This window comes from Micromonospora sp. NPDC048898, assembly GCF_043198035.1.
Classification (GTDB): Bacteria; Actinomycetota; Actinomycetes; order Mycobacteriales; family Micromonosporaceae; genus Micromonospora.
Genome location: NZ_JBICUF010000022.1, coordinates 62,859 through 87,382, shown reverse-complemented (window position 1 = coordinate 87,382; position 24,524 = coordinate 62,859). Strand labels below are relative to the sequence as shown.

General features: G+C 74.2%; 18 protein-coding genes. 16 read left to right on the top strand and 2 right to left on the bottom strand.

All coding sequences use genetic code 11. The features are described from left to right. Positions 1–542: 542 nt before the first annotated feature. From ACGFIQ_RS33345 to ACGFIQ_RS33335, 3 genes are read left to right on the top strand one after another with little or no spacing between them, the layout of a single operon-like run. Complete coding sequence (locus tag ACGFIQ_RS33345) at positions 543–1,865, top strand: hypothetical protein (RefSeq protein WP_393249849.1); 1,323 nt, start codon at positions 543–545, stop codon at positions 1,863–1,865. A 20-nt stretch (positions 1,866–1,885) separates the two neighbouring features. Further along, a complete protein-coding gene (locus ACGFIQ_RS33340) occupies positions 1,886–2,899 on the top strand; it encodes a tetratricopeptide repeat protein (RefSeq protein ID WP_393249847.1) in 1,014 nt (337 codons plus the stop codon). Beyond that, on the top strand, positions 2,896–3,927 hold the full coding sequence (locus tag ACGFIQ_RS33335) for an HAD-IIA family hydrolase (RefSeq protein WP_393249845.1): 1,032 nt from the start codon (positions 2,896–2,898) through the stop codon (positions 3,925–3,927). Before ACGFIQ_RS33340 ends, ACGFIQ_RS33335 begins: the two co-directional genes overlap by 4 nt. A gap of 9 nt (positions 3,928–3,936) precedes the next feature. Here ACGFIQ_RS33335 and ACGFIQ_RS33330 read toward each other — a convergent pair whose 3' ends face one another. Then, entirely contained in the window at positions 3,937–4,275 is a 339-nt protein-coding gene (locus tag ACGFIQ_RS33330; protein ID WP_088947517.1) for an SCP2 sterol-binding domain-containing protein, read from the bottom strand. 111 nt (positions 4,276–4,386) lie between these two features. Between ACGFIQ_RS33330 and ACGFIQ_RS33325 the strand changes: the two genes are divergently transcribed. From ACGFIQ_RS33325 to ACGFIQ_RS33305, 5 genes are all read left to right on the top strand, one after another. Continuing rightward, a complete protein-coding gene (locus ACGFIQ_RS33325; RefSeq protein WP_393249843.1) occupies positions 4,387–5,070 on the top strand; it encodes a phasin family protein in 684 nt (227 codons plus the stop codon). Between the two features lie 149 nt (positions 5,071–5,219). Beyond that, positions 5,220–5,468 carry a hypothetical protein gene (locus ACGFIQ_RS33320; RefSeq protein ID WP_393249841.1) on the top strand — a complete coding sequence of 83 codons (249 nt, stop codon included), beginning with the start codon at positions 5,220–5,222 and terminating at the stop codon, positions 5,466–5,468. 37 nt (positions 5,469–5,505) lie between these two features. Beyond that, positions 5,506–6,369: a TlyA family RNA methyltransferase gene (locus ACGFIQ_RS33315; RefSeq protein ID WP_393249839.1), complete on the top strand. Its 864-nt coding sequence runs from the start codon at positions 5,506–5,508 to the stop codon at positions 6,367–6,369. Between the two features lie 85 nt (positions 6,370–6,454). Then, positions 6,455–7,339, top strand: coding sequence for an NAD kinase (locus tag ACGFIQ_RS33310; RefSeq protein WP_393249837.1), 885 nt, complete (start codon positions 6,455–6,457; stop codon positions 7,337–7,339). 158 nt (positions 7,340–7,497) lie between these two features. After that, positions 7,498–11,223 (top strand): S8 family serine peptidase, encoded by a 3,726-nt coding sequence (locus ACGFIQ_RS33305; RefSeq protein WP_393249835.1) that lies wholly within the window; start codon positions 7,498–7,500, stop codon positions 11,221–11,223. Positions 11,224–11,289: 66 nt separating this feature from the next. Here ACGFIQ_RS33305 and ACGFIQ_RS33300 read toward each other — a convergent pair whose 3' ends face one another. Then, positions 11,290–12,309, bottom strand: a complete 1,020-nt coding sequence (locus ACGFIQ_RS33300) for a helix-turn-helix domain-containing protein (RefSeq protein WP_393249833.1) — start codon at positions 12,307–12,309, stop codon at positions 11,290–11,292. Positions 12,310–12,398: 89 nt separating this feature from the next. Here ACGFIQ_RS33300 and recN point away from each other — a divergent pair, with 89 nt between their 5' ends. From recN to ACGFIQ_RS33260, 8 genes are all read left to right on the top strand, one after another. Continuing rightward, positions 12,399–14,156 (top strand): DNA repair protein RecN, encoded by a 1,758-nt coding sequence (gene recN, locus ACGFIQ_RS33295; protein WP_357523173.1) that lies wholly within the window; start codon positions 12,399–12,401, stop codon positions 14,154–14,156. Positions 14,157–14,275: 119 nt separating this feature from the next. Continuing rightward, positions 14,276–15,454: a putative cytokinetic ring protein SteA gene (gene steA / locus ACGFIQ_RS33290; protein WP_357080546.1), complete on the top strand. Its 1,179-nt coding sequence runs from the start codon at positions 14,276–14,278 to the stop codon at positions 15,452–15,454. A gap of 27 nt (positions 15,455–15,481) precedes the next feature. After that, positions 15,482–16,426 carry a copper transporter gene (locus tag ACGFIQ_RS33285; protein WP_357080549.1) on the top strand — a complete coding sequence of 315 codons (945 nt, stop codon included), beginning with the start codon at positions 15,482–15,484 and terminating at the stop codon, positions 16,424–16,426. 55 nt (positions 16,427–16,481) lie between these two features. Then, on the top strand, positions 16,482–17,348 hold the full coding sequence (locus tag ACGFIQ_RS33280; RefSeq protein ID WP_393249830.1) for a hypothetical protein: 867 nt from the start codon (positions 16,482–16,484) through the stop codon (positions 17,346–17,348). 1 nt (position 17,349) lies between these two features. Beyond that, on the top strand, positions 17,350–19,032 hold the full coding sequence (gene murJ / locus ACGFIQ_RS33275; RefSeq protein ID WP_393249828.1) for a murein biosynthesis integral membrane protein MurJ: 1,683 nt from the start codon (positions 17,350–17,352) through the stop codon (positions 19,030–19,032). Further along, positions 19,029–20,198: a glycosyltransferase family 4 protein gene (locus ACGFIQ_RS33270; protein ID WP_393249826.1), complete on the top strand. Its 1,170-nt coding sequence runs from the start codon at positions 19,029–19,031 to the stop codon at positions 20,196–20,198. Before murJ ends, ACGFIQ_RS33270 begins: the two co-directional genes overlap by 4 nt. Further along, positions 20,198–22,588: a hypothetical protein gene (locus tag ACGFIQ_RS33265; protein ID WP_393249824.1), complete on the top strand. Its 2,391-nt coding sequence runs from the start codon at positions 20,198–20,200 to the stop codon at positions 22,586–22,588. The genes ACGFIQ_RS33270 and ACGFIQ_RS33265 overlap by 1 nt, the downstream gene beginning before the upstream one ends. A 161-nt stretch (positions 22,589–22,749) precedes the next feature. Continuing rightward, entirely contained in the window at positions 22,750–24,501 is a 1,752-nt protein-coding gene (locus ACGFIQ_RS33260) for a CTP synthase (RefSeq protein WP_393249822.1), read from the top strand. Positions 24,502–24,524 lie beyond the last annotated feature (23 nt).

Sequence of the window (24,524 nt, the reverse complement as noted above, 5' to 3'; positions counted from 1 at the left end):
CCCCTCCCGCGCCGTGGGTACGGAACTGGTGTGGGTGTGGTTGTTTTGCCCGCCGCCGGACAATCTTCCAGTCGAGGGCCGCCCCATCCGGGTCGGCCCTCGACTGCGTAGCGCCATTGGTGGCGCAATCAGGAAGGATGTACCTGTGAGTTCAGGACCGCAGGGCGGAGACCGTCCCCGTCGCTACGAAGACCGTACTGACGGTGCGGGCGGACGCGACCGCGGCCCGCGCCGCGATGACCGAGACCGGCCCCCGTACCGGGGAGACCGCGACAGCGGTGGCGGCGCCCGCGGCGGATACGCCGGCGGCCGCGACTCTGGTTCCCGTGGCGGCGACCGGGACAGTTCGCGCTCCAGCACCCCGCGTGAGGGTGGTTACCGTGGCGGCGACCGCGACGGTTCGCGTTCCAGCGCCCCGCGCGAGGGTGGTTACCGAGGTGGCGACCGCGACGGTTCGCGCTCGGGTGCTCCCCGTGAGGGTGGGTTCCGTGGCGGCGACCGGGACGGTTCGCGCTCGGGCGCCCCGCGTGAGGGTGGGTTCCGTGGCGGTGACCGCGAGGGTGGTTTCCGGGGCGGCGATCGCCGTGAGGGCGGGTTCCGTGGTGGTGACCGGGACGGCTCGCGTTCCAGCGCTCCCCGTGAGGGTGGTTTCCGTGGCGGCGATCGCCGCGAGGGCGGCTACCAGGGTGGCGACCGCACCCGCTCCGGCCCGTCCCGTGAGGGCGGTTTCCGTGGCGGTGACCGCGAGGGTGGTTTCCGCGGTGGCGACCGCCGCGAGGGCGGCTTCCGCGAGGGTTCCCGGCCTGGCGCCCCCCGCGACGGTGGCGGCTTCCGCGGCGGTGACCGTCGCGAGGGCGGCTTCCGTGGTGGGGACCGGCCGAGTGGACCGCGTGACGGCGGCGCTCCCCGTGAGGGTGCTTTCCGCGGCGGCGACCGCGACGGTGGTTTCCGCGGTGGGGACCGTCGTGAAGGCGGTTTCCGTGGCGGTGACCGCGAGGGTGGCTTCCGTGGCGGCGACCGTCGTGAGGGCGGTTTCCGTGGCGGTGACCGGGACGGCTCGCGTCCCAGCGGCCCGCGCGAGGGTGGTTTCCGTGGCGGTGACCGCGACGGTGGTTTCCGTGGTGGGGATCGTCGTGAGGGTGGCTTCCGTGGTGGGGACCGGCCGAGTGGACCGCGTGACGGCGGCGCTCCCCGTGAGGGTGGTTTCCGTGGCGGCGACCGCGACGGTGGTTTCCGTGGCGGTGACCGTCGTGAAGGTGGCTTCCGTGGTGGCGACCGGGACGGCTCGCGTCCCAGCGGCCCGCGCGAGGGTGGCTTCCGTGGCGGCGACCGCGACGGTGGTTTCCGTGGTGGGGATCGTCGTGAGGGTGGCTTCCGTGGCGGTGACCGGCCGAGTGGACCGCGTGACGGCGGCGCTCCTCGCGAGGGCGGCTTCCGCGGCGGCGACCGTCGTGAAGGCGGCTTCCGTGGCGGTGACCGCGAGGGTGGCTTCCGCGGTGGGGACCGCGACGGTGGTTTCCGGGGCGGTGACCGTCGTGAAGGCGGCGCGCCTCGCGAAGGCGGTTTCCGTGGCGCACCCCGTGAGGGCGGCTTCCGTGGTGGCGACCGGGACGGCTCGCGTCCCAGCGGCCCGCGCGAGGGTGGTTTCCGTGGCGGCGACCGCGAGGGTGGCTACCGTGGCGGCGACCGGGCGGGTGCTTTCCGGGCCGACGAGCGGCCGCGTCGCGAGGGCGAGTTCCGCCGCGACGACCGCGCTGGTGGCTCCGAGTCGTTCGAGGGCGGGCGTACCTCTGCCCCGGCCCTGCCGGACGACATCCTCGCGACAGACCTCGACAAGGACGTTCGCGCTGAGCTGCTCTCGCTGAACAAGCCGGTCGCCGAGACGGTGGCCCGGCACCTGGTCGCGACCGGTCAGCTGATCGACGAGGACCCGGCCGAGGCGTTGGCGCACGCGCTGGCCGCCCGGCGGCTCGCGTCGCGCATCTCCGCGGTCCGCGAAGCGGTGGGTCTTGCCGCGTACCACGCCGGGGAGTGGCAGTCGGCGATCGCCGAGCTGCGCACGTACCACCGGATGAGTGGTCTGCAGAGCCACCTGGCCGTGCTCGCGGACTGTGAGCGGGCGCTCGGCCGGCCGGAGCGGGCCATCGACCTGTTCCGCGGCGCTGACCGGGAGAAGTTGGACCAGGCCGTCGCGATCGAGCTGCTCATCGTCGCCGCGGGCGCCCGGGGTGACCTCGGGCAGAAGGACGCCGCGGTCGCGATGCTCCAGGTCCCGGACCTCACCAGTGAGGCCACGGTGCCGTGGACGGCTCGGCTGCGGTACGCGTACGCCGACGCGCTGCTGGCCGTGGGTCGACGCGAGGAGGCCCGCGAGTGGTTCTCCCGTGCCGCTGACGTGGACACCGAGGGCGAGACCGACGCCGCCGAGCGGCTGCTGGAACTCGACGGCGTGGTCATCGAAGGCGACGACGAGGACGAGGCCGCCGAGGAGATCGCCGCGGGGCCGGGTGCTCCCGGCGCGGTTCCGGCCCAGCCGGACGCCGACCTGACCGGCGACGACCGCGACGAAGACGACGAGGACGACGAGGACGACGAGGACGACGAAGACTTCGACGACGACGGCGACGAGGACGACGACCGCGACGACGAAGACGACGAAGACGACGAAGACGAAGACTTCGACGACGACGAGCGGGACGGTGCTGTCGGCCGCCCCGGCGACGACGAGGACTCCGTCGACGAGGACGAGGACCGTCACCCGGACGAGGCCGGCACCGCCACGGCGGACACTGCCGCCGCCGACGGCGTGACGTCCGGCGACGCGGTGAACGGCGACGCGGTGAACGGCGACGCAACCGCCCCCACCCGGGGCGACGAGTCGGAGCCGACGCAGCGGTGAACGCGGGCGCGGGGGAGCGGCTGGTCGACGGGTACACGCTTGTCGTCTTCGACCTGGACGGTGTGATCTACCTGATCGACCGGCCGATCCCCGGTGCCGTCGAGGCGGTGGCTCGGCTGCACGACGAGGGGCGGGCGGTGGCGTATGCCACCAACAACGCCTCCCGCCGGTCCAGTGAGGTCGCCGACCTGCTGACGGGGATGGGTGTGCCGGCCCGGCCGGAGGAGGTGCTCACCTCCGCCGCCGCCTCGGCCGAGCTGTTGCGGGACCGGCTGCCCGCCGGCACACCGGTGCTGGTGGTCGGGGCGGAGGCCCTGCGCGCCGAGCTGCGCGCGGTCGGCCTGACCCCGGTCAGCAAGGCCGACGAGAGTCCGGCCGCGGTGGTGCAGGGGTACGGGCCGCAGGTCGGCTGGGCCGAGCTGGCCGAAGCGTCGATCGCGGTGCGAGGCGGTGCGCTCTGGATCGCCACCAACACCGACCGGACCCTGCCCAGTGGGCGAGGACCGTTACCGGGTAACGGTTCGCTGGTCGCGGTGCTGCGCACGGCGCTGGAACGGGACCCGGACGTGGTGGTCGGCAAGCCGGAGTCGGCGCTGTTCGAGACCGCCGCCCGGCGCGCTGACGGTGGCCGGAGCCTGGTGGTGGGCGATCGGTTGGACACCGACATCGAGGGTGCCCGCCGTGCCGGTCTGGACAGCCTGCTGGTGCTCACCGGCGTCAGCGGCGTACCGGAGCTGCTGGCCGCCGAACCGCGGCGGCGTCCCACGTACGTCGCGAGGGACCTGGCGGGGCTCTTCGACCCGGCTGCCGCGGTGCGGGTCCCGGGCCCGGCGGACGCCGGCGGCTGGTCCGTGACCGACCGCGACGGCACCCTGGAGCTGGCCGGCTCGGGTCGGCCACTGGACGCGTTGGCCGCGCTCTGCGCGGTGGCCTGGTCGGCACCGGAGCCGGCGCTGCCGCCGATCCGGCCGATCGGCCCGGACGCGGCCCACGCGCTGGAGAGCTTCGGTCTGACCGCCGCCGCCTGACCGGGGTCGTCAGAGAAGCTTACGGAGCTTCAGCAGGTCGAACGGGTTGGCTTTGATCGACACCCGGCGGGAGGTCACTGCGCTGGTGACGTCCAGGTCGCCGCGGACCAGGGCGAGCAGGTCGTCGCTGGACGTGCTCAGCGCGATCTTGGCCTTGGGGTCGTCGCCGTCGGTCAACTCGACAAGTCGACCGCCGGTGATCCGGCCGTGGAAGGCGGTGTCCAGGTCGGTGATCCGGCAGGCCAGGGTGCGATCCAGGTCGATCCGTTCACGCACCGTCTCGGCGTTGCGATCCAGCCGGGCGGCCAGCTCCTGCAATGCCTGCCGGCACTCGTCCACGCTGGCCACATCTCCCCCTCGCTGATCGCCACGCCGTCCTCGGCACCGTACCGCACGGCACGGTCCGGGGTGCCCGGTAGCGTGACACCTGCACACCTCGCCCCGTGGAAGGACTCAGGCATGCAGGACGCGTGGCGCGCCTACCTCGAGCTGGCCATGGGCCTGACGGAGGCGCCCCGGAAGAAGGCCCAGGACGCGGCACGTCGCCTCGTCGGCTCCGGCGGCGCGACCGCCGCCCAACTCCAGGCCCTCGGCGAGGAGTTGGTCACCACCGGCGCCGCCAACCGAGAGGCGTTGACCAAGCTGGTCCGTTTCGAGGTCGACCGGGCCCTCGGCGCGGTCGGGTTGGCCACCGCCGACGAGGTGGCCGAGCTGACCCGACGGGTGCGCGACCTGGAACGGCAGCTACGCGAGGCGCGCGCCGTGGAGCCGACCGCCACCGCGCCAACCGCCACTGAGCCGCCAACCGCCACTGAGCCGGCGACCGCCGCGGCGGCCGCCACCGCGCCGCCGGCCGCCGCTGAGCCGGAGGCCGCGCCGACGACCAGCCCCGGCGCGCAGGCCGACCCGACGCTCGCCGCGCGGCCCGGCACCGGCCTCGTGCCGTCGGACGCCCCCGCGGGTGCCCCGGTGGCCAAGAAGGCCGTGGCGAAGAAGGCCGTGGCGAAAAAGGCGGTCGCCAAGAAGGCCATCGCGAAGAAGCCACCGGCGACGATCAGCCGCACCGCCGACGAGCCCCCCACTCCCGCGGACATGCCGGCCAAGAAGGCGGTCCGCAAGCAGCCTCCGGACGACGCCGAATGAGCCGGCCCGGTCCACCGGCCGGCGGGTCGTTCCCGACCCGGCCGGGCCCGCCCCCGCCGGGCGGAGCAGCCCGGCCCGCTCCTCCGCCGGCTGGCGAAGCACCTCGGCCCGGCCCGCCGGTGGGCGCAGCAGCCCGTCCCTGGCCACCGGTGGGCGGAGCAGCCCGGCCCGGCCCGCCGGTGGGCGCAGCGGCCCGTCCCGGGCCGCCGTTCGGCGGAGCAGCCCGTCCCGGCCCGCTGCCCGACATCGGGGACGACGCGGCGCGGCACCCGGCGGTGGACGCCGCGGTGCAGGCCATGGCCAACGCGGCGACGCTGGCCCCGGCCGACCAGATCGCCCAGTACGAGGCGGCCTACGAGACGTTGCGGGAGACCCTCGCCACCATCGACCAGACCTGAGTGGAACGCCAGGCCTGAGCAGACCGGAGAACCACCCATGGCACGTCGCAACCGGCTGGACGCCGAACTCGTCCGCCGCGGTCTGGCCCGCTCCCGGGAGCAGGCCGCCGCGCTGGTCGAGGCCGGCCGCGTCCAGCTGCGTGGGGTCGTCGCGCGCAAGGCCGCCGCGATGGTCGACCCCGCAGACCCGCTGCTGGTCACCGGCGAGGACCCGACCGAGGAGTACGTCTCCCGGGGCGGGCACAAGCTCGCCGGCGCGCTTGCCGCGTTCCGGGCCGGTGGGCTGCGTGTCGCCGGCCGGCGCTGCCTGGACGCCGGCGCGTCGACAGGTGGCTTCACCGACGTGCTGCTGCGCGCCGACGCCGCCGAGGTGGTGGCCGTGGACGTCGGCTACGGGCAGCTCGCCTGGCCGCTGCGCACGAACGAGCGGGTTCGCGTCCTGGAGCGCACCAATGTCCGTACCCTCGATCCGGAAGCGATCGGCGGGCCGGTCGACCTCACGGTGGCCGACCTGTCGTTCATCTCGCTGCGGCTGGTGCTGCCGGCGTTGGCCGGCTGCACCCGCGACGACGGTGACCTGGCGTTGATGGTCAAGCCGCAGTTCGAGGTCGGCAAGGACCGGGTCGGTGCCGGTGGTGTGGTCCGCGACCCGGAGTTGCGTGCCGAGGCGGTGCTGGACGTGGCGGCGGCGGCCGAGCGGCTCGGCCTCGGGCTGGCCGACGTGGCGGCCAGTCCGCTGCCCGGGCCCAGCGGCAACGTGGAGTTCTTCGTATGGTTGCGCCGGGGCGCCGCACCAGCCGACCCGCAGCGGGTGCGGGCCGTGGTGGCGGCCGGGCCGGACGGCCCGACGACGGCCGGCGACGTGCCGGGCGTGGCGGCGGCGGAGGAGGTCGCAGGGTGAACACGCGTAGCGAGGGCACTGGCACGACACGCGGTGGTGCCGGGGCGACGGTGGCGCATCGCCGCCCGGTCGGGCGGGTGGCCCGATGAGCCGGACCGCTCTGCTGGTGACCCACACCGGCCGTCGGCGCAGCACCGAGCACGCCCGGTCGGTCGCGGCCGACCTGATCGCCGCGGGTTTCGAGGTACGGGTGGTGGCCGACGAGGCCGACGACCTCGACCTGCCCGGCGTGGTGCCGGTCACCGGCCCGCAGGCCGCCGAGGGCGCCGAGATCGTCTTCGCGCTCGGCGGGGACGGCACCTTCCTGCGTGCCGCCGAGCTGGCCCGGCCGGCGAAGGCGCCGCTGCTCGGCATCAACCTCGGCAAGGTGGGCTTCCTGGCCGAGGCGGAGATCGACGACCTGGACAGCGCGGTGCGCGACGTCGTCGGGCGCAACTACAGCGTCCACGAGCGGCTGACCCTGGACGTGACAGCCGAGTTCGACGGCGGGCCGACAATCGAGTCCTGGGCGCTCAACGAGATCAGCATCGAGAAGGGCGAGCGGGCGCAGATGCTCGAACTGCTCGTCGACGTGGACGGGCGACCACTGTCCCGCTACGGCTGCGACGGTGTCGTGTGCGCCACCCCCACCGGCTCCACCGCGTACGCGTTCTCCGGTGGCGGCCCGGTGGTCTGGCCGGAGGTGGAGGCGCTGCTCCTGGTGCCGATCAGCGCGCACGCGTTGTTCAGCCGCCCGTTGGTCACCGCCCCGACGTCCACCTTCGTGATCACCGTCGACCCGTTCACCACCCTCGCGGTGCTCTCCTGCGACGGGCGGCGCGTCTACGACCTGCCGCCCGGCGCCCGGGTGACGGTGCGCCGGGGTGCGCTGCCGGTGCGCATCGTGCGGCTGCGGGCCCGCCCGTTCACCGACCGGCTGGTCGCCAAGTTCGGCCTTCCGGTGCACGGCTGGCGCGGCAGCCGCCGGTGACCGCGGCGCACACGCTCGGTGGACGGCGGTTGTCCACCTGACGACATGTCGCCGCTGCGGCGGCTGGCGACTAGTGACCTGATGACAGGCTCCGTCGCAGACTCCGATCGGCCCTCGTCCACGGACGGTGGGCCTGGAGGAGTAGAGGAGCACATCGCATGCACTGGTCCCCCCGCTGGCTCGCCGTCGGCGCGGTCGGCGCGTTGGTGGTCGGCCTCGCCACACCGGCGTCCGCCGACCCGCCCGTCCGGCCCACCAGCCCGAACCCGGGCGCTCCCACGTCGGGCGCCGCGCCCGAACGCATCACCCTGATCACCGGTGACCAGGTCGACCTGCTGCGGGCGGCACCCGGCCGGGTCACCGCCAGCGTCCGCCCCGGCCCCGGCCGGAACCGGATCACCTTCCAGACGGTGCAGGTCGACGGCGGGCTGCGGGTGTTGCCCAGCGACGTCATGCCGTACCTGTCCGCGGGGGTGCTCGATCCCGACCTGTTCGACGTGCAGGAGTTGGCCGCCGACGGGTACGGCGACGCCGCGCAGGGCGCGTTGCCGCTGATCGTCCGCTACCAGGAGCCGGCCGCCGGCCGGGTCAGGCCGCTGGCCGGCGCCACCGACGCGCGTCCCCTGGAGAGCATCAACGGTGCCGCACTGCGGGTCGGCAAGGGTGACCTGGGTGGCCTGTGGACGTCGCTGCGCGGCGCACCCGGGCAGCGTGCCACCGCCGGTTCACCGGCCCGGCTCGGCGCCGGTGTCGCCCGGATCTGGCTGGACGGGAAGGTCCGCCCGACCCTGGAGCACAGCGTGCCGCAGATCGGCGCCCCGATCGCCTGGGCCGCCGGCCGGGACGGTGCCGGCGTGAAGGTGGCGGTGCTCGACACCGGTGTCGACTCCACCCACCCCGACCTGGCCGGTCGGATCGCCGAGGCGCAGGACTTCTCCGGCAGCGGCAGCGCCCGTGACGGGCACGGCCACGGCACCCACGTGGCCGCCACCATCGCCGGCAGCGGGGCGGCGTCGGACGGGAGACGCAAGGGCGTCGCCCCGGGTGCCCGGTTGCTGGTCGGCAAGGTGCTCGACGACAGTGGCTCCGGCTACAGCTCGTCCATCATCGCGGGCATGGAGTGGGCCGCCCACTCCGGCGCGAAGGTGGTCAGCATGAGCCTCGGTGGCGACCCGACCGACGGCACCGACCCGATGAGCCAGGCGGTGAACGACCTGACCGCCGAGACCGGCGCGCTGTTCGTGGTCGCCGCCGGCAACTCGGGCGCCGCGCGTACCGTCGGCGCGCCCGGCGCGGCCGCGGCGGCGCTCACCGTCGGCGCGGTGGACCGCACCGACAACCTGGCGGAGTTCTCCAGCCGGGGACCGCGCCTCGGCGACAACGGTCTCAAGCCCGAGATCACCGCGCCGGGCGTCGGCATCATCGCGGCCCGGGCCGCCGGCACCGCCATGGGTACGCCGGTGGACGACGCGTACACGACCGCTTCCGGCACCTCGATGGCCACCCCGCACGTTGCCGGAGCGGCGGCGATCCTCGCCCAGGAACACCCGGACTGGCCGGCCACGAAGCTCAAGGACGCGCTGGTCAGCACCACGAAGGCGAACCCGGCGTTGACCGTCTTCGAGCAGGGCGCCGGCCGGGTCGACGTGGCCCGCGCGCTCGGCCAGCGGGCGTACGGGTCGGCCACCGCCGACTTCGGCCGGCTCAGCACCGGTGGTGCGACGGTCGAGCGGACCGTGACGTACACCAACGGCGGTACGGCCCCGCTGACCCTGCGGTTGGCCCTGGAGCTGCGCAACCTGGACACCCGTGCGGCCGAGACCGACGGCGTCACCGTCGGCGGCGCCGAGGTGACCGTACCGGCCGGTGGTAGCGTCGCCGTGCCGCTGCGGGCCGACCCGGCGAAGCTGGACCGGGGTCTGCACAGCGGGTGGCTGGTCGCCACCAGCGCGGACGGCGTCGCGGTGCGCACCGCCGTCGCGCTGACCCTCAGCGGTCCGCTGCACATCGTGACCGTGCGGGCGCTGGACATGCAGGGTCAGCCGGGTCTCGCGTCGGTGCTCACCCTCTTCGGTGAGCAGCCCGAATCCGACTGGCTCGGCTGGGTCGGCGGCGAGGTGCGCGTCCAGGTCGAGGAGGGCCCCTACCTGGTCGAGGCGTTGATCGAGCACGGTGCCCCGCTGGACGAGCAGATCACCCTGGTCACCGACCCGGAGCTGCTTGTCGACCGGGACCTCACAGTGGTGCTCGACCCGCGCAAGGGCACCCCGGTGCGGATCGAGACGCCGAAACCCACCGAGCAGCGGTCGACGATCAGCTTCTACGAGCACCGGGTCTTCGGCAACGGCCGGCAGATCGACCACGGGGTGATGACCTACAGCACCGTTCAGCAGGTCAACGTCACGCCGACGCGTCCGGTGAGCAAGGGGGAGTTCGAGTTCTCGTCGCGCTGGCAGCTGGTCAAGCCGATGGTGGACGCGAAGATCAGCGGAGTGTCCGGTCCGCTGGACATCAACCTGATGGGGTATTCGCCGGCGCCGAGCGACCGGCGGAAGCTGCCGCTGGTGTGGGCCGGCACCGGGAAGCCCGCCGAGCTGACCCGGGTGCGGGGTGCCGCCGCGCTGTTGTCCGGCAGCCCGGACCGCTCCGAGGAGGAGCAGATCGCGGCTGCAGCCGCCGCCGGCGCCGCCGTCGTGCTGATCGTTCGGCCGGCGGACTTCAGCGCGTGGACGGTGTGGCAGCCGGTCGGGGACCGGCTGCCGATCCCGTCGCTGGTGGTCGCACACGACGACGGGCAGCGGCTGATCGCGGAGGCCAGGAGGGGCCGGGCGACGTTGGACCTGACGTTGACCGTCGACAGCCCGTACCTCTACGACGTGTGGCAGGTTGCGAAGGGTCGGGTGCCGGAGCGGATCGTGCACACGGTCACCGCGAAGAACACGGCCGAGGTGACCGCCAACTACGGTGACGTCGGCGGTGCGGAATGGGCCACCGAGCAGCGGTTCGGCTGGCGTCCGTGGCAGGAGACCTCCTGGAACGACGACCAGCGGCTGGTGCGTACCGGGACCACCCGGCAGGAGTTCGTCAGCTCCGGGGACTTCTGGTGGCAGCACCAGGTCCTGCACAAGGTGACCTGGTCCTGGGGACGCCTGCTCGGCGGGCTCACCCAGCGGCCCCGGCAGTACGCCGCCGACGACCGGGACACCGAGAGCTGGCACGCCCCGGTGATCCGGCCGGCCGTGCCGGCCGGCGGCGGGGTTCCGGTGCCGGCCCGTACCGGGGACACCCTGGACCTGCAGGTGGCCGAGTTCGTCGACGCCGACGGAAACTACAGCCCGGCCGGCGGAAGCGAGGAGTCGGACACTGTCGCGGCGCGGGTCAGCCGCAACGGGCAGCAGATCGCGGACCTCGCCGACGGCTGGGCGCCGGTGCCCACCACCGCCGGGGCGGCCCGCTACCGGCTGGACCTGACCACCAGGCGCTCCTCGGACGAGTGGCGCTACGGCACCCGGACCGACACGGCCTGGGAGTTCACCTCGGCCCGACCGGCGGGCGACGCCGCCACGCCGTTGTCGCTGCTCCAGGTCGACTACCGGGTGCCTGCCGACCTGCTCGGCACGGTACGCGGCAACCGGTCGCACCAGCTCGGGCTGACCCTGCGGCAGCCGGCCGGGGTGCCGGCGCCGAGGGGCGCCAGCGTCCGCGTGCAGGTCTCCTTCGACGGGGGCGTCACCTGGCGCGACGCGCCGACCAGGGGATCGGGTACCCGGTACACCGCGACAGTGCCGGCGGGGCGCGGAACGGTGTCGCTGCGGGTGCACGCCGCCGACCGGGCCGGGAACACCGTCGACCAGACGGTGCTCCAGGCGTACGGGCTGCGCTGACCCGCACCGGGCGGGGCGGCAGGGGCCGTCCCGCCCGGGTGGGGTCCGCCGGCGGGCCCTGCCGTGTCAGAGCCAGCCGCGTCGGGCCACCTGGAACGCCAACCCGGGCCGGGTGTCCACGCCGGCGGCGGCCATCAGGTCGGCGATCCGTCGTTGCACGGTGCGCCGGCTCACCCCGAGCTGGGAGGCGATGGACTTGTCCGGTACGCCCGCCACGAACAGCGACAGCAACCGCGCCTCGTCGGCATCGGGCTGGTAACCGTCGCCCGGCTGGTTCTCCGGCTCCGGTCGTCGCGCCTCGGGTGTCGCGACGGCGAGCGGGTCGTCCAGCCGCAGCGGGGTGGCCACCCGCCAGTGACTCTCGAAGAGGGCGAGCAGCGCGTCGAGCAGTTGGCTGCGGCCGATCACGGCGGCGCTCGGTTCGCCGCCGAGGCGGTCCGGCACCAGCGGGCAGATGGCGATGCGGGCGTCCACGATGGCCAGTCGGACCGGCAGCCGGTCCAGGACCCGGGCCTGCTCCCCGGCGGCGACGCCCTTGGCCAGGTCGGCGAGCGCGCCCGGTTCCAGCAGCAGGTCACGCTCGTAGATCGCCCGGTAGCGGACCCCACGGGCCAGCGCGTCGAACTCCTCGACGTTCTCCGGGCCGGCCATCGCCAGGGGGTGGGCGCGGCAGAACCAGAGCACCTCGACGCGTGCCGCATTCTGCAGATCGCGCAGACGGTCCCGCAGCACCCGACCGCCGGTGATCACCTCGACGAGGTGGTCGACGTGGTGCCGGCGCAGCCCGGACCGGTACTCCTCGGCCAGTTGGGTGACCCGTCGGCGGGCCGCCTCCAGGTCCTCCTGGCGGCGCAGCAGCGTCGCGCCGAGGGCGACGTCCGGGGCGGTCGGTCGCAGCGGACCGTCCGGGTCGTTGTCGGTGGCCTGCACCAGGCCCTTGGCGCGCAGCGCCTCGACCTGGGCGACGACCTGCTCACGGGGCCGGCGCAGACGACCGACCAACTCGTCGATGCGGGCCGTGGTGAGCTGGAGCAGGCAGCGGTAGAGCTCCTCCTCAGCCGAGGTCAGGCCGATCACGTCCAACACGGGGCAGAACTGTACGTCGGCCGGGTACCGGGCGCACCCGGGCCCGTCGGCTGGTCAACTGTCGGGCCTCGCGTCTACTGTCGGTGGCTGTGCTGGAAGAGCTGCGCATCACCGGACTGGGCGTCATCGAGGACACCACGCTGCCGTTGGCCGGCGGCATGAACGTCATCACCGGCGAGACCGGTGCGGGCAAGACGATGGTGGTGACCGGCCTCGGCCTGCTCTTCGGCGGCCGGGCCGACGCCGGGCGGGTCCGCGCCCAACCCGGCCGGGCGGTGGTGGAGGGGCGGTTGCGGCTGCGCGGGCGGGTCGCCGACGCCGTGCACGCGCGGATCACCGAGGCCGGTGGCGAGCCCGACGAGGACGGCTCGGTGCTACTGAGCCGCACGGTGACCGTGGAGGGGCGCTCGCGCGCCCACGTCGGCGGCCGGAGCATGCCGGTGTCGATGCTCGGTGAGGTCGGCGAGCAGGCCGTGGCCGTGCACGGCCAGTCCGACCAGCTGCGGCTGCTGCGCCCGGCCGAGCAACGCGCCGCACTGGACCGGTTCGCCGGCCCCGCGCACGAGAAGCTGCTCGACGCGCTGCGCGAGGCGTACACCGGGTGGCGGCGGGTGGTCGACGACCTGGCCGACCGGCGGCGCAACGCCCGCGAACGCAACCAGGAGGCCGACCTGTTGCGTCTCGGCCTCGACGAGATCACCCGGGTCGATCCCCAGCCGGGTGAGGACGACGAGCTGAAGACCGAGGCGCAGCGGCTGGAGCACGCCGAGGGGCTGCGGACGGCCGCGCAGATCGCCCAGCAGTGCGTGGCGGGCGGTGCGGAGGCCGCCGACGAGACCCCGGACGCGGCGGCGCTGCTCGGCACCGCCCGGCGGACGTTGGAGGCGCAGTCCGGCACCGACCCGGCGCTTGGCGAGCTGGCGGCCCGACTGGAGGAGGCGGCCACGCTCGTCACCGACGTGTCGGCGGAGCTGTCGGCGTACCTGGCGACGCTCGACGCGGACCCGGCCCGCCTGCAGCACGTCTACGAGCGGCGGGCGGCGCTGCGCGCGTTGACCCGCAAGTACGCCGACGACGTCGACGGCGTGATCGCCTGGGCCGACCGGGCGCGCACCCGACTGTCCGACCTGGACATGTCCGACGACCTGCTCGACGAGTTGGAGCGCGAGGGTCAGCGGCTCGCCGTGGAGGTGGCCGACCTGGCCGGGCGGGTGTCGGCCTCCCGGCAGGAGGCGGCGATCCGCTTCGCCGAGCAGGTCACCGTCGAGCTGGCCGGTCTGGCCATGCCCCACGCGCGGATCGAGGTGGCGGTGCTGCCGCGCCCGGCCGGTCGCGCCGAGCCGACGCTGGCGGTCAACGGCGTCGAGGTGGGTGTCACGCCGGATGGTGGTGACGAGGTGGAGCTGCGGTTGCTGGCCCACCCGGGAGCGCCGTCGTTGCCGTTGCAGCGGGGCGCCTCCGGCGGTGAGTTGTCCCGGGTGATGCTTGCCATCGAGGTGGTCTTCGCCGGCTCGGGCGGCCCGCCCACGCTGGTCTTCGACGAGGTCGACGCGGGCGTCGGCGGGCAGGCGGCGGTGGAGATCGGCCGCCGGTTGGCCCGGTTGGCCCGCAGCCACCAGGTGCTCGTCGTCACGCACCTGCCGCAGGTGGCCGCGTTCGCCGACCGGCACCTGGTGGTGGCGAAGGACACCGGCGGGGCCGTGACGACAAGCGGGGTACGGGTGGTGGAGGACACCGAGCGGGCCCGGGAGTTGGCCCGGATGCTGGCAGGTTTGCCCGATTCAGATCTGGGTATCGCTCACGCCGAGGAGCTTTTGGCCGTGGCCGCCAAGGAAAGGCGGCTGTGACGCCGCGTATTGTGAGCGCAAGCACACCGGCTTGTGCCGACGTGTGCTTCCCTGGGTAGGCGGCCCTGCTCAGGCATGTCGCGACAGAAAAGCCTGCCTCACATGCCAGGATGGTCACGATGCGTCTACCCACGTTGCGCCGAAACCGAAACTCCGACCCGGGCAAGGTCCTCGGCACCGCACGCCTTGATCGCCGGACAAAACGCCTGGTCGGTCGGCTGCGCCCCGGTGACATCGCGATCATCGACCACGTCGACCTGGATCGGGTCGCGGCCGATTCGCTCGTCGCGGTCGGGGTTGGCGCGGTGCTCAACGCCAAGCCCTCGGTCTCCGGCCGTTACCCGAACCTCGGGCCGGAGGTGCTGGTCGCCGCCGGCATTCCGCTGCTCGACGACCTCGGTGAGGGCGTCTTCGAGCAGATCCGCGAGGGCGACCAGGTGCGCATCGAGGGCAACACGGTCTTCTCCGGCGACGAGCCGGTGGCCCACGGCAGCCTGCAGGACGCCGAGTCGGTCGCCAAGGCGATGGCCGACGCCCGGGAGGGTCTGTCGGTGCAGTTGGAGGCGTTCGCCGCCAACACGATGGACTACCTCCGTCAGGAGCGCGACCTGCTGCTCGACGGTGTGGGCGTGCCGGACATCGAGACGCAGATCCAGGGGCGACACTGCCTGATCGTGGTCCGTGGCTACGACTACAAGGCCGACCTGGACGTGCTGCGCCCCTACATCCGCGAGTTCAAGCCGGTGCTCATCGGCGTCGACGGCGGCGCGGACGCGCTCGTCGAGGCCGGGTACACCCCCGACATGATCATCGGGGACATGGATTCGGTCACCGACGACGTGCTGCGCTGCGGCGCCGAGGTGATCGTGCACGCCTACCCGGACGGGCGGGCGCCCGGCCTGCCCCGGGTCAACGGCCTCGGCGTGCCGGCGATCACCTTCCCGGCGGCGGCGACGAGCGAGGACCTGGCCATGCTGCTCGCCGACGAGAAGGGCGCCTCGCTGTTGGTCGCGGTCGGCACCCACGCCACGCTCGTCGAGTTCCTCGACAAGGGCCGCGGCGGGATGGCCTCGACCTTCCTGACCCGCCTGAAGGTCGGTGGCAAGCTTGTCGACGCCAAGGGCGTGAGCCGGCTCTACCGGCAGAGCATCTCCGGGTCGTCGCTGCTGCTGCTGGTGCTGTCGGCGATCGCGGCGATGGCGTCCGCGGTGGCTGTCTCGACCGTCGGGAAGGCGTACCTGGGTGTGGTCGCCGAGTGGTGGGACAATTTCGTGTTCCAGCTGTACCGGCTCTTCTAGTTCCCGACCGATCAAGAGGCTGCAAGCGTGATCAACTTCCGCTACCACGTGGTGTCCCTCACCGCGGTGTTCCTGGCTCTGGCGATCGGCCTGGTGGTCGGCACGGCCGCCCTCAACGGCCCGGTCGCCGATTCACTCGAGGGGCAGGTCACCGGGCTGCGCAAGGACAACCAGTACTGGCGCCAGCAGGTCAACAACATGGAGAAGCAGCTCGGGCTGGAAGAGGAGTTCGCCGAGGAGATGTCCCAGGTCGTCCTCCCGGGCGCACTGACCGGGCGGCGCGTGCTGGTGCTCACCCTGCCCAACGGGCGCGACCACACCGAGGGTGTGCTCAAGAAGCTCCAGCTCGCCGGGGCCACCATCACCGGCCGGGTCGATCTGCAGGACAAGCTCGTCAACCCGGACAACAACTCCAACCTGCTGGAGTTGGCCGTCACCGCGGCCCGCCCGACCGCGCAGACCACCGGCCTGCCCGGCAACGGGCACGGCGTGGAGACCTCCAGCGCGCTGCTGGCCAGCGTCCTGCTGGACCGGGCTCAGGGCGTCGCGCCGGTCAGCGACGCCGACCGGCGGGCGGTGCTCGCCGCGTACAACAACGCCGGCTACCTGACCACCGACAACAACAAGGTCACCGGCTCGGCGGAGGCGGTCGTCGTGGTCAGCGGCCAGCCGTACGTCGACAAGGACTCCGACAAGCGGGACGAGTCGGTCGTCAAGATCGCCGAGCAGTTCGACCGGACCGGCGCGATAGTGGTGGCCGGCAACGGCTCCGCCGGCGGCAACCTGGTCTCGGTGGTCCGCGGTGACCCGGTGCTCTCGCAGACCATCTCCACGGTCGACAACGCCAACACCGTTCAGGGCCAACTGGTCACCAGCCTCGCCCTGGTGCAGCAACTCACCGAGAAGAAGGCCGGCCAGTACGGCGTCGGCGACAACGCCGCCTCCGGCCTGTTGCCTAGACTGCCCCAGTGAGCGAACGACGTACCCCCGTGTCCGTATCCGACGAGGCGGCCGGAAGGGCAGCGGCATGAGCGTCCTGGGCCGGCTGCTGATCGCCGGTGCCGGTGCCGCCGCCGCGCGCTACGCGCTGCGCGAGGTGCGCACCTCCCCGGCCGGCCCGGCACTGGAGCGCACCAACTTCCGGGGCCGCACGGTGACCCTCGCCGCCGGGCCGGCGCTCGCCGCCGGGGCGAGCGCCGTCGGCGCGTTCGGTGCCACCAGCGGTGCCTCCGGTGGGGCCGCCCTGGTCGCCGGCCTCGGTGCCGGTGGCGTCGGCCTCTACGACGACGTGGTCGGCGTACGGCCGGAGCAGAAGGCGGCCAAGGGTTTCGCCGGTCACCTCGCCGCGCTGCGCGAGGGACGGGTCACCGCGGGCCTGGTCAAGGTCGTCGGGGTGGGTGCCGCCGGGCTGGGCGCCGCCGCGCTGCTCGCCGCCGACCCCCGCGTCGCCGCCCACCCGCGCCGGCAGCGCCACGGGGCCGTCGGCCGCGGCGTCGACGTGCTGCTCGGCGCCGGTGTGATCGCCGGCACGGCCAACCTGCTCAACCTGCTCGACCTGCGGCCGGGCCGGGCCCTCAAGGCCGGGCTGCTGCTCACCGCGCCGCTGACCGGCGGCCCGCACGGCGGGATCGCCGCCGGCGCGGCCGGTGCCGCCGCCGGCCTGCTCCGCGACGACCTGGCCGAGGACGTGATGCTCGGCGACAGCGGCGCGAACGCCCTCGGTGCGCTGCTCGGTGTCGCGCTCGCCGCCCGGACCGGCCCGCTCGGCCGCGCCGGTCTGCTCGCCGTGCTCGCCGGTCTCACCGCCGCCAGTGAGAAGGTCAGCTTCACCGCCGTGATCCAGCGGACCCGGGGGCTGCGCGAGCTCGACGCACTGGGCCGGCGCGCCGACTGACGTGACCAGACCGGCTCCCCTCGCCGGCGCCGGCCGGTTGGCCGGGGCAGCCGCGCTCATCGCCGTCCTCACCGTGGCCAGCCGGCTCGCCGGCTTCGGCCGCACCGCCGTGTTCACCCTGGGCCTGGGGCACACCGACCTCGGTGGCACCTACGTGGTGGCCAACGCGGTACCCAACTTCATCTTCGAGATCGTCGCCGGGGGAGCGCTGGCCAGCCTCGTCGTACCGCTGCTGGCCGGCGCGGTCGCGGCGGGCGACCGGACGGCCGTCGCCCGGACCACCGGGGCGCTGCTGACCTGGACGTTGGCCCTGCTGGTCCCGCTCGCGCTGCTCGTGGTGCTCGCCGCCGGGCCGGTGATCGGGCTGCTCGGCGACGGGCTGACCGCCGCCCAACAGCAGAGCGGCATCCGGATGCTGCGGGTCTTCGCGCCACAACTGCCGCTGTACGGGGTCGGCATCGTGCTCGCCGGGGTGCTGCAGGCCCACCGCCGCTTCGCCTGGCCGGTGCTCGCCCCGTTGCTGTCCAGTCTTACCGTCATCGTCGTCTACCTCGTGTTCGGGGCCACCCAGGGCCGCTACGTCACCGTCGCGGGGGTCAGCGCCGGTGGCGAGTTGCTGCTCTCCGCCGGCACCACCCTCGGTGTGCTGGTGCTGTCGCTGTCCCTGCTGATCCCGGTCCGCCGGCTCCACCTGGGGTTGCGGCCCGGCTTCGGGTTCCCCGCCGACGTGCGGGCGCGGGTCGGCGGGTTGGCGGTGGCCGGCGCGGTCACCGTCGCCACCCAGCAGATCGCCCTGATCGTCAGCCTCAACCAGGTCACCTACGGCGCGGCGACGAATCCCGCCGTCTACAACCTGGCGCAGACCGTCTACCTGCTGCCGTGGGCGGTGCTGGCGGTGCCGCTGGCCATCGCGGCGTACCCGACCCTGGCGGCGGCGCGGGCAGCCGGCGACGAGGACACCTACCGGTCGACCCTGGCGCCGGCCGTGCGCGGGGTGCTCCTGTTCAGTTGTCTCGGCACGGCCGCGCTGATCGGGACGGCCGCACCGGTCGGGCACTTCTTCTTTCCCGCGGCCACCGCCGCGTCCGCCGCCGCCGCGATCACCGGGTACGCCCCGGGCCTGATCGGTTACGGCCTCTTCGCGGTGCTCACCCGGGCGCTCTACGCCCGGGGGGAGACCCGGGCGGCCACTGTCGCCACCGCCGTCGGCTTCCTGGTGGTGCCGGCCGTCGCCCTTCCACTGGGTGCGTTGCTGCCGCTGCGGGACCGGGTGCTCGCGGTGACGTCCGCGAACTCGGTGGGGATGCTGGTCCTCGGGGTGCTTCTGCTCCTGGCGGTGGCGCGCAGCGCCGGCCGTCCGGCGTTGGCCGGTGCGGCCCGTGCCGGGGCGGCCGGTGGCCTCGCCGGAGTGCTCGCCGCGCTCGCCGGGCTGGGCCTCACCCGATGGCTCGACACGCCGGGCGGCGGCACCCCGACGACGGCCGTGGCACTCGGTCAGGGCATGCTGTCCGGGGTTCTGGTTGGGGCGGTGTTCCTCGCTGTGGTCTGGTTCGTCGACCGGCGAGACGTACAGCCGCTGCTCGCCGGGGTGCTGCGGCGTCTGGGTCGGCGGGGGCCACGGGGCGACGGGCCGACGCCGGTCTCCCCGGAGCGGGGCGACGGGAAGGAGACGGCAGCGCGATGACTGAGTCACCTCAGCCTGCCGATTGGTCGGGCAGCGTCGCGTTGGTGCTCGCGTCCAGCACCGGCGGGGTCGGCCAGCACGTCCGTTCGGTGGCCCGTGGCCTCGTCGCGGGCGGCGCCACCGTCCTGGTCTGCGGGCCCGCCGCCACCCAGGAGCAGTTCGACTTCACCGGTGTCGGCGCGCGGTTCGAGCCGGTGGAGATCCCGGCCAGCCCGACGCCGGCCGACGCGCGGGCGGTGCTCGCGCTGCGCCGGGTGCTCACCGCCGCCGGGGTCGACGTGGTGCACGCGCACGGCCTGCGGGCCGGCCTGGTCGCCGTGCTCGCCCGACCGGCCGCCCCGCTGATCGTCACCTGGCACAACGCGGTGCTCGCGGGAGGACTGCGGGGCGGGGTGTCCCGGCTCGTCGAACGGGTGGTGGCCCGGGGCGTCCGGGTGGCGCTCGGCGCTTCCGCGGACCTGGTGCGACGGGCCGCCGAGGTGGGCGCCGCCGACGCCCGGCTCGCCCCGGTCGCCGCGCCGACGCTGCCCGCGCCGCGTCGCCGTCCAGCGGCGGTACGCGCCGAGTTCGGCGTCCGCCCGGACCAGCCGTTGATCCTCTCGGTCGGCCGGCTGCACCCGCAGAAACGCTACGACGTGCTGATCGACGCGGCGGCCCGCTGGCGTACGCGTACCCCGCCGCCGGTCGTGGTGATCGCGGGCAGTGGGCCGGCGTACCTGCCGCTTGCCGCACGGACGTCGGCGGCCCGCGCACCGGTGACCCTGCTGGGGCACCGCACCGACGTGGCCGACCTGCTCGCCGGCGCCGATCTCGCGGTGGTGACAAGCGACTGGGAGGCCCGACAGCTCTTCGCCCAGGAGGCGCTGCGTGCCGGGGTGCCACTGGTGGCCACCGCGGTCGGCGGCCTCCCGGACCTGGTCGGCGACGCCGCCACGCTGATCCCCCCGGGTGAGGTGGACGCGGTCGACGCGGCGGTGCGGGCGTTGCTGGACGACCCGGCGGCGCGGGCCGAGTTGGGTCGGCGGGGCGTCGAACGGGCGGCGACGTGGCCGACCGAGACGGACACCGTGCGCACGCTTGCCGCCCTCTACGCGGAGTTGGCCCCGGACCGCACCTCTCCGGCGGCCACCCCGGACTCCGACGCCCCGAGAACGGGACACCGGTGATGCTGCGCCGAATCGCCCCCGCCCTGTTGACCGTGCTCGTGGTGGCGCTCGGTGTCACCGCGCTGGCCGCCCGCCCACCCCAGGGCACCCCGCGACGCACCGCCGACTTCGTGGTGCTCGCCGGGATCGCCGGGCTGCGCTGGGAGGACGTCGATCCGCAGACCACCCCGACGCTGTGGCGGATGGCCCGGGACGGGTCGATCGGCTCGCTGTCGGTGCGTTCCGCGCACCGCCCCACCTGCCCTGTGGACGGCTGGCTGACCCTGGGTGCGGGTAGCTTCGCCGCGTGGAACGGCAGCCGACCGCCCGACGGTTGCCCGCCGGCCGGGGTGGTCGTGGAGCAACCCGACGGCATCGGCGCGAACCTGCCCGAGCAGGAGAGCGTGGTGCAGCACAACCAGCAGCGCCTGTCCTGGGGGGCCATGCCCGGATCGCTGTCGGAGTCGGTCCGCTGCTCCGTCGCGGTGGGCCCGGGTGCGGCGGTGGCGGCGGCCCGACCGTTCGGCCGGGTCGACAGGTACGCTGCGGCGCTGCCGACCGATCCGCGGACGCTGCTCGGTTCGTGCGTGCTGAGCATCGTCGACCTCGGCACCGTCGAGGGGGACGACCCGGCGTCGCGCGCGTCGCAGGCCCGCGCGGCGGACGTCCAACTGGCTCGGGTGCTGGCCGCACGGCCACCGCGGTCGTTGGTGCTGGTCGCGGGGATCTCCGACACCGCCCAGCCGTCACGGCTGCACGTGGCGGTCGCCGACGGTCCGGGCTGGGAACGGGGGTGGCTCACCTCGGCCAGCACCGGCCGCGACGGGTACCTGCAGCTTGTCGACCTCGCACCGACCGCCCTCGCCGCGTTGGGCCGACCGATGCCGGAGCGGCTCTTCCTCGGTCGTCCCGCGGTCAGCACCGACGGCCGACCGGCCGACCTCGCCGACGCGATAAGCGCCCCGGCGGACGCCGATCGGGAGGCGGCCGCCCAGCGGACCGTCTCCGGCCGGTTCTTCACGCTGCTCGCCTGCGTGCAGGTGTTCCTGGCGCTGGCGATCCTGCCGCTGCTGCGCCGCGCCCGCCCGCACGCGGGGCCGACCGGCCCGACCCCCGGGCGGATCGTGGCGGTGGCGGAGCTGCTGCTTGTCGCCGCGGCGTTGACGGTGCCGGCGGCGCTGCTGGCCGACGCGGTGCCCTGGTGGCGGGGCGACCACCCCGGCTGGCTCTTCGCCGGGATCACCGCCCTGCTGGTGACCGCCGGCACCGCGGCGGTCCGGTTCGTCCCCGGGTACGCGGGCACTCTCGGCCCCCTCGGCGCGGTGGCCGGTCTCACCACGCTGGTCGTCGGCATGGACGTGCTCACCGGGGCCCGACTCCAGCTCAACGGTGTGGTCGGCTACTCCGCGTTGCAGGGCGGCCGGTACGCCGGGCTGAGCACGGTGGGGCTGGGCGTGTTCCTCGCCGGTGCGTTGCTCGCCGGTGGGTGGTTCGCCCAACGGGTGCACCGGGGCTGGCGGCCTGCGGTGATGGTGGCCGTGGGCGGTCTCGCCGTGGTGGTGGTCGGCAGCCCGTACCTGGGCGCCGATCCGGTCGGCGCGATCGCGCTCACCGCCGGGGTGAGCGTCGCCGCCGTGATCAGCGCCGGTGGCTGGTTGACGATCAGCCGGCTGGCCTGGGCCGCCATGGCCGCCCTCGCGGTCGGCATCGGGTTCGCCGTGGTGGACCTGCGGCGTTCGGCGGCCGAGCGGGGCAGTCTGGGCAGGTTCCTCTCCGCGCTCGGCGACGGCACCGGCGGGTTCACCGTGCACCGGTCCAGCACGGAGAATTTCGAGACGTTGGTCAACAGCCCGCTGACCGTGCTGGCGCTCGTCGGTGGGTTGCTCGTGTGGTTCGCCCTGCTGCAGCCGTGGGGCGGGCTGATGCGGTTGTTCGGCATCTACCCGGCGGTCCGGGCCGCGATGGCCGGCACCGTGGTCGCCGCGGTGCTCGGTGGTGTGCTCGACGGCGCGGCGTTCGACGTGCTGGGCGCCGCCGCCGCGCTCGTGGTGCCGATGGCCGCCCTGGCGTCGTTGCGGGTCCTCGGACATGCCGCCGACCGGACCCGCCCGCTGCCGGGCCGCTCCCGCGCGGACGGCGTCGATGAGTCGGGGTCCGGCGGGGTCGGTCCGACCGGTGGGGGCGACGGCCCGACCGGTGGCGGCGGGCCGCTGGGCGCGGTCCATCCCCGTCCGATCAGCGGCCCACCCTCGGGTGCGGTCGCGCCGCCGGCGACTCCGGGCGACCCGGCGACCGACGCCGCCGAGCCGGCGGGGCCAACCGCCGGCGGATCGACGCCGGAGGCCGCGCCGACGGTGCCCGTGCCGCCCCGGCAGGTCAACAGGTCATCGACCGAGGTTGCCGCTTCCTGAGCGCGGGCCTGCTCGCGGACGACCCGGTGGTGTCGCAGCCGGGGTGCGGCCTGCGGGTCCCCGCCCGGGAGGTGTTACCGTCGAGTCCCGTGGATCGCGATCACTGAGCTGATCAAGCACGGCGGTCTGCACGACCGCGACAGACGACACGGGAGCAGGCCTTGGCCCCATCAGCACGGACGACCAGGCACATTTTCGTCACCGGGGGCGTCGCCTCCTCGCTGGGTAAGGGCCTCACCGCCTCCAGCCTCGGCAACCTGCTGACCGCGCGCGGGTTGCGCGTGGTGATGCAGAAGCTCGACCCCTACCTCAACGTCGACCCGGGGACGATGAACCCGTTCCAGCACGGCGAGGTCTTCGTCACCGAGGACGGCGCCGAGACCGACCTCGACGTCGGGCACTACGAGCGCTTCCTGGACCGGGCGCTGTCCGGTAAGGCGAACGTCACCACCGGCCAGATCTACTCCGACGTGATCGCCAAGGAGCGGCGCGGGGAATACCTGGGCGACACCGTCCAGGTCATCCCGCACATCACCAACGAGATCAAGTCGCGGATCCTGGCGATGGCCGACCCGGACGAGGACGGCCAACTCCCCGACGTGGTGATCACCGAGGTCGGCGGCACGGTCGGCGACATCGAGTCGCTGCCGTTCCTGGAGGCGATCCGCCAGGTCCGCCACGACCTGGGCCGGGACAACTGCTTCTACCTGCACGTCTCGTTGGTGCCGTACCTGGCGCCGTCGGGTGAGCTGAAGACCAAGCCGACCCAGCACTCGGTGGCGCAGCTGCGCAACATCGGTATCCAGCCGGACGCGATCGTGCTGCGCTGCGACCGGGAGATCCCGGTGAAGCTCAAGGAGAAGCTGTCGCTCTACTGCGACGTGGACGCCGAGGCGGTCGTCGCCGCCCCGGACGCCCCGAGCATCTACGACATCCCGAAGGTGCTGCACCGCGAGGGCCTGGACGCGTACGTGGTGCGTCGGCTCGGTCTCTCCTTCCGCGACGTGGACTGGGCCAGCTGGGACGACCTGCTGGAGCGGGTGCACCGCCCCCGGCACACGGTCACCGTCGCGGTGGTCGGCAAGTACGTCGACCTGCCCGACGCGTACCTGTCGGTGAGCGAGGCGATCCGTGCGGCCGGGTTCGGTCACCGGGCCCGGGTGCAGCTGCGCTGGGTGCCCAGCGACGAGTGCGTCACCCCGGCCGGTGCCGCGGCGGCGTTGGCCGGCGTGGACGGCATCCTCATCCCCGGTGGCTTCGGCGTCCGCGGCATCGAGGGCAAGATCGGCACCGCCCGGTACGCCCGCGAGACCGGCATCCCGCTGCTCGGGCTCTGCCTCGGCCTGCAGTGCATGACCATCGAGGTGGCCCGGCACCTGGCCGACCTGGACGGCGCCAACTCGCTGGAGTTCGACGAGCAGGCCGCGCACCCGGTCATCGCCACGATGGCCGACCAGGAGGACATCGTCGCCGGCAAGGGCGACCTGGGCGGCACCATGCGGCTCGGGGCGTACCCGGCGACGCTGACCGAGGGGTCGATCGTCGCCGAGGCGTACGGCAGCACCGAGATCAGCGAGCGGCACCGGCACCGGTACGAGGTGAACAACGCCTACCGGGACGCGCTGACCAAGGCGGGTCTGCACATCTCCGGCACCTCGCCGGACGGCCGGCTGGTCGAGTTCGTCGAGCTGGACCGCAGCCTGCACCCGTTCTTCGTGGCCACGCAGGCGCACCCCGAGTTGAAGAGCCGCCCCACCCGCCCGCACCCGCTGTTCGCCTCGTTCGTCAAGGCGGCGGTGACGTACTCGCAGGCCGACCAACTGCCTGTCGACCTGGACGGGACGGCGGAGGCCCCGGCGACGCGCAAGGCCGCCCGCAACGGTGCCGCGACGAAGGCGACGTCCTCCTCGTGAGCGAGCGCAGCGAGCGAACCAGC

Bases quoted from the DNA above. Each gene is read 5' to 3' on its own strand.
- steA (WP_357080546.1), top strand. From the start codon at position 14,276: ATGCGTCTACCCACGTTGCGCCGAAACCGAAACTCCGACCCGGGCAAG.
- ACGFIQ_RS33325 (WP_393249843.1), top strand. From the start codon at position 4,387: ATGCAGGACGCGTGGCGCGCCTACCTCGAGCTGGCCATGGGCCTGACG.
- ACGFIQ_RS33265 (WP_393249824.1), top strand. From the start codon at position 20,198: ATGCTGCGCCGAATCGCCCCCGCCCTGTTGACCGTGCTCGTGGTGGCG.
- ACGFIQ_RS33310 (WP_393249837.1), top strand. From the start codon at position 6,455: ATGAGCCGGACCGCTCTGCTGGTGACCCACACCGGCCGTCGGCGCAGC.
- ACGFIQ_RS33280 (WP_393249830.1), top strand. From the start codon at position 16,482: ATGAGCGTCCTGGGCCGGCTGCTGATCGCCGGTGCCGGTGCCGCCGCC.
- ACGFIQ_RS33305 (WP_393249835.1), top strand. From the start codon at position 7,498: ATGCACTGGTCCCCCCGCTGGCTCGCCGTCGGCGCGGTCGGCGCGTTG.
- ACGFIQ_RS33315 (WP_393249839.1), top strand. From the start codon at position 5,506: ATGGCACGTCGCAACCGGCTGGACGCCGAACTCGTCCGCCGCGGTCTG.
- ACGFIQ_RS33270 (WP_393249826.1), top strand. From the start codon at position 19,029: ATGACTGAGTCACCTCAGCCTGCCGATTGGTCGGGCAGCGTCGCGTTG.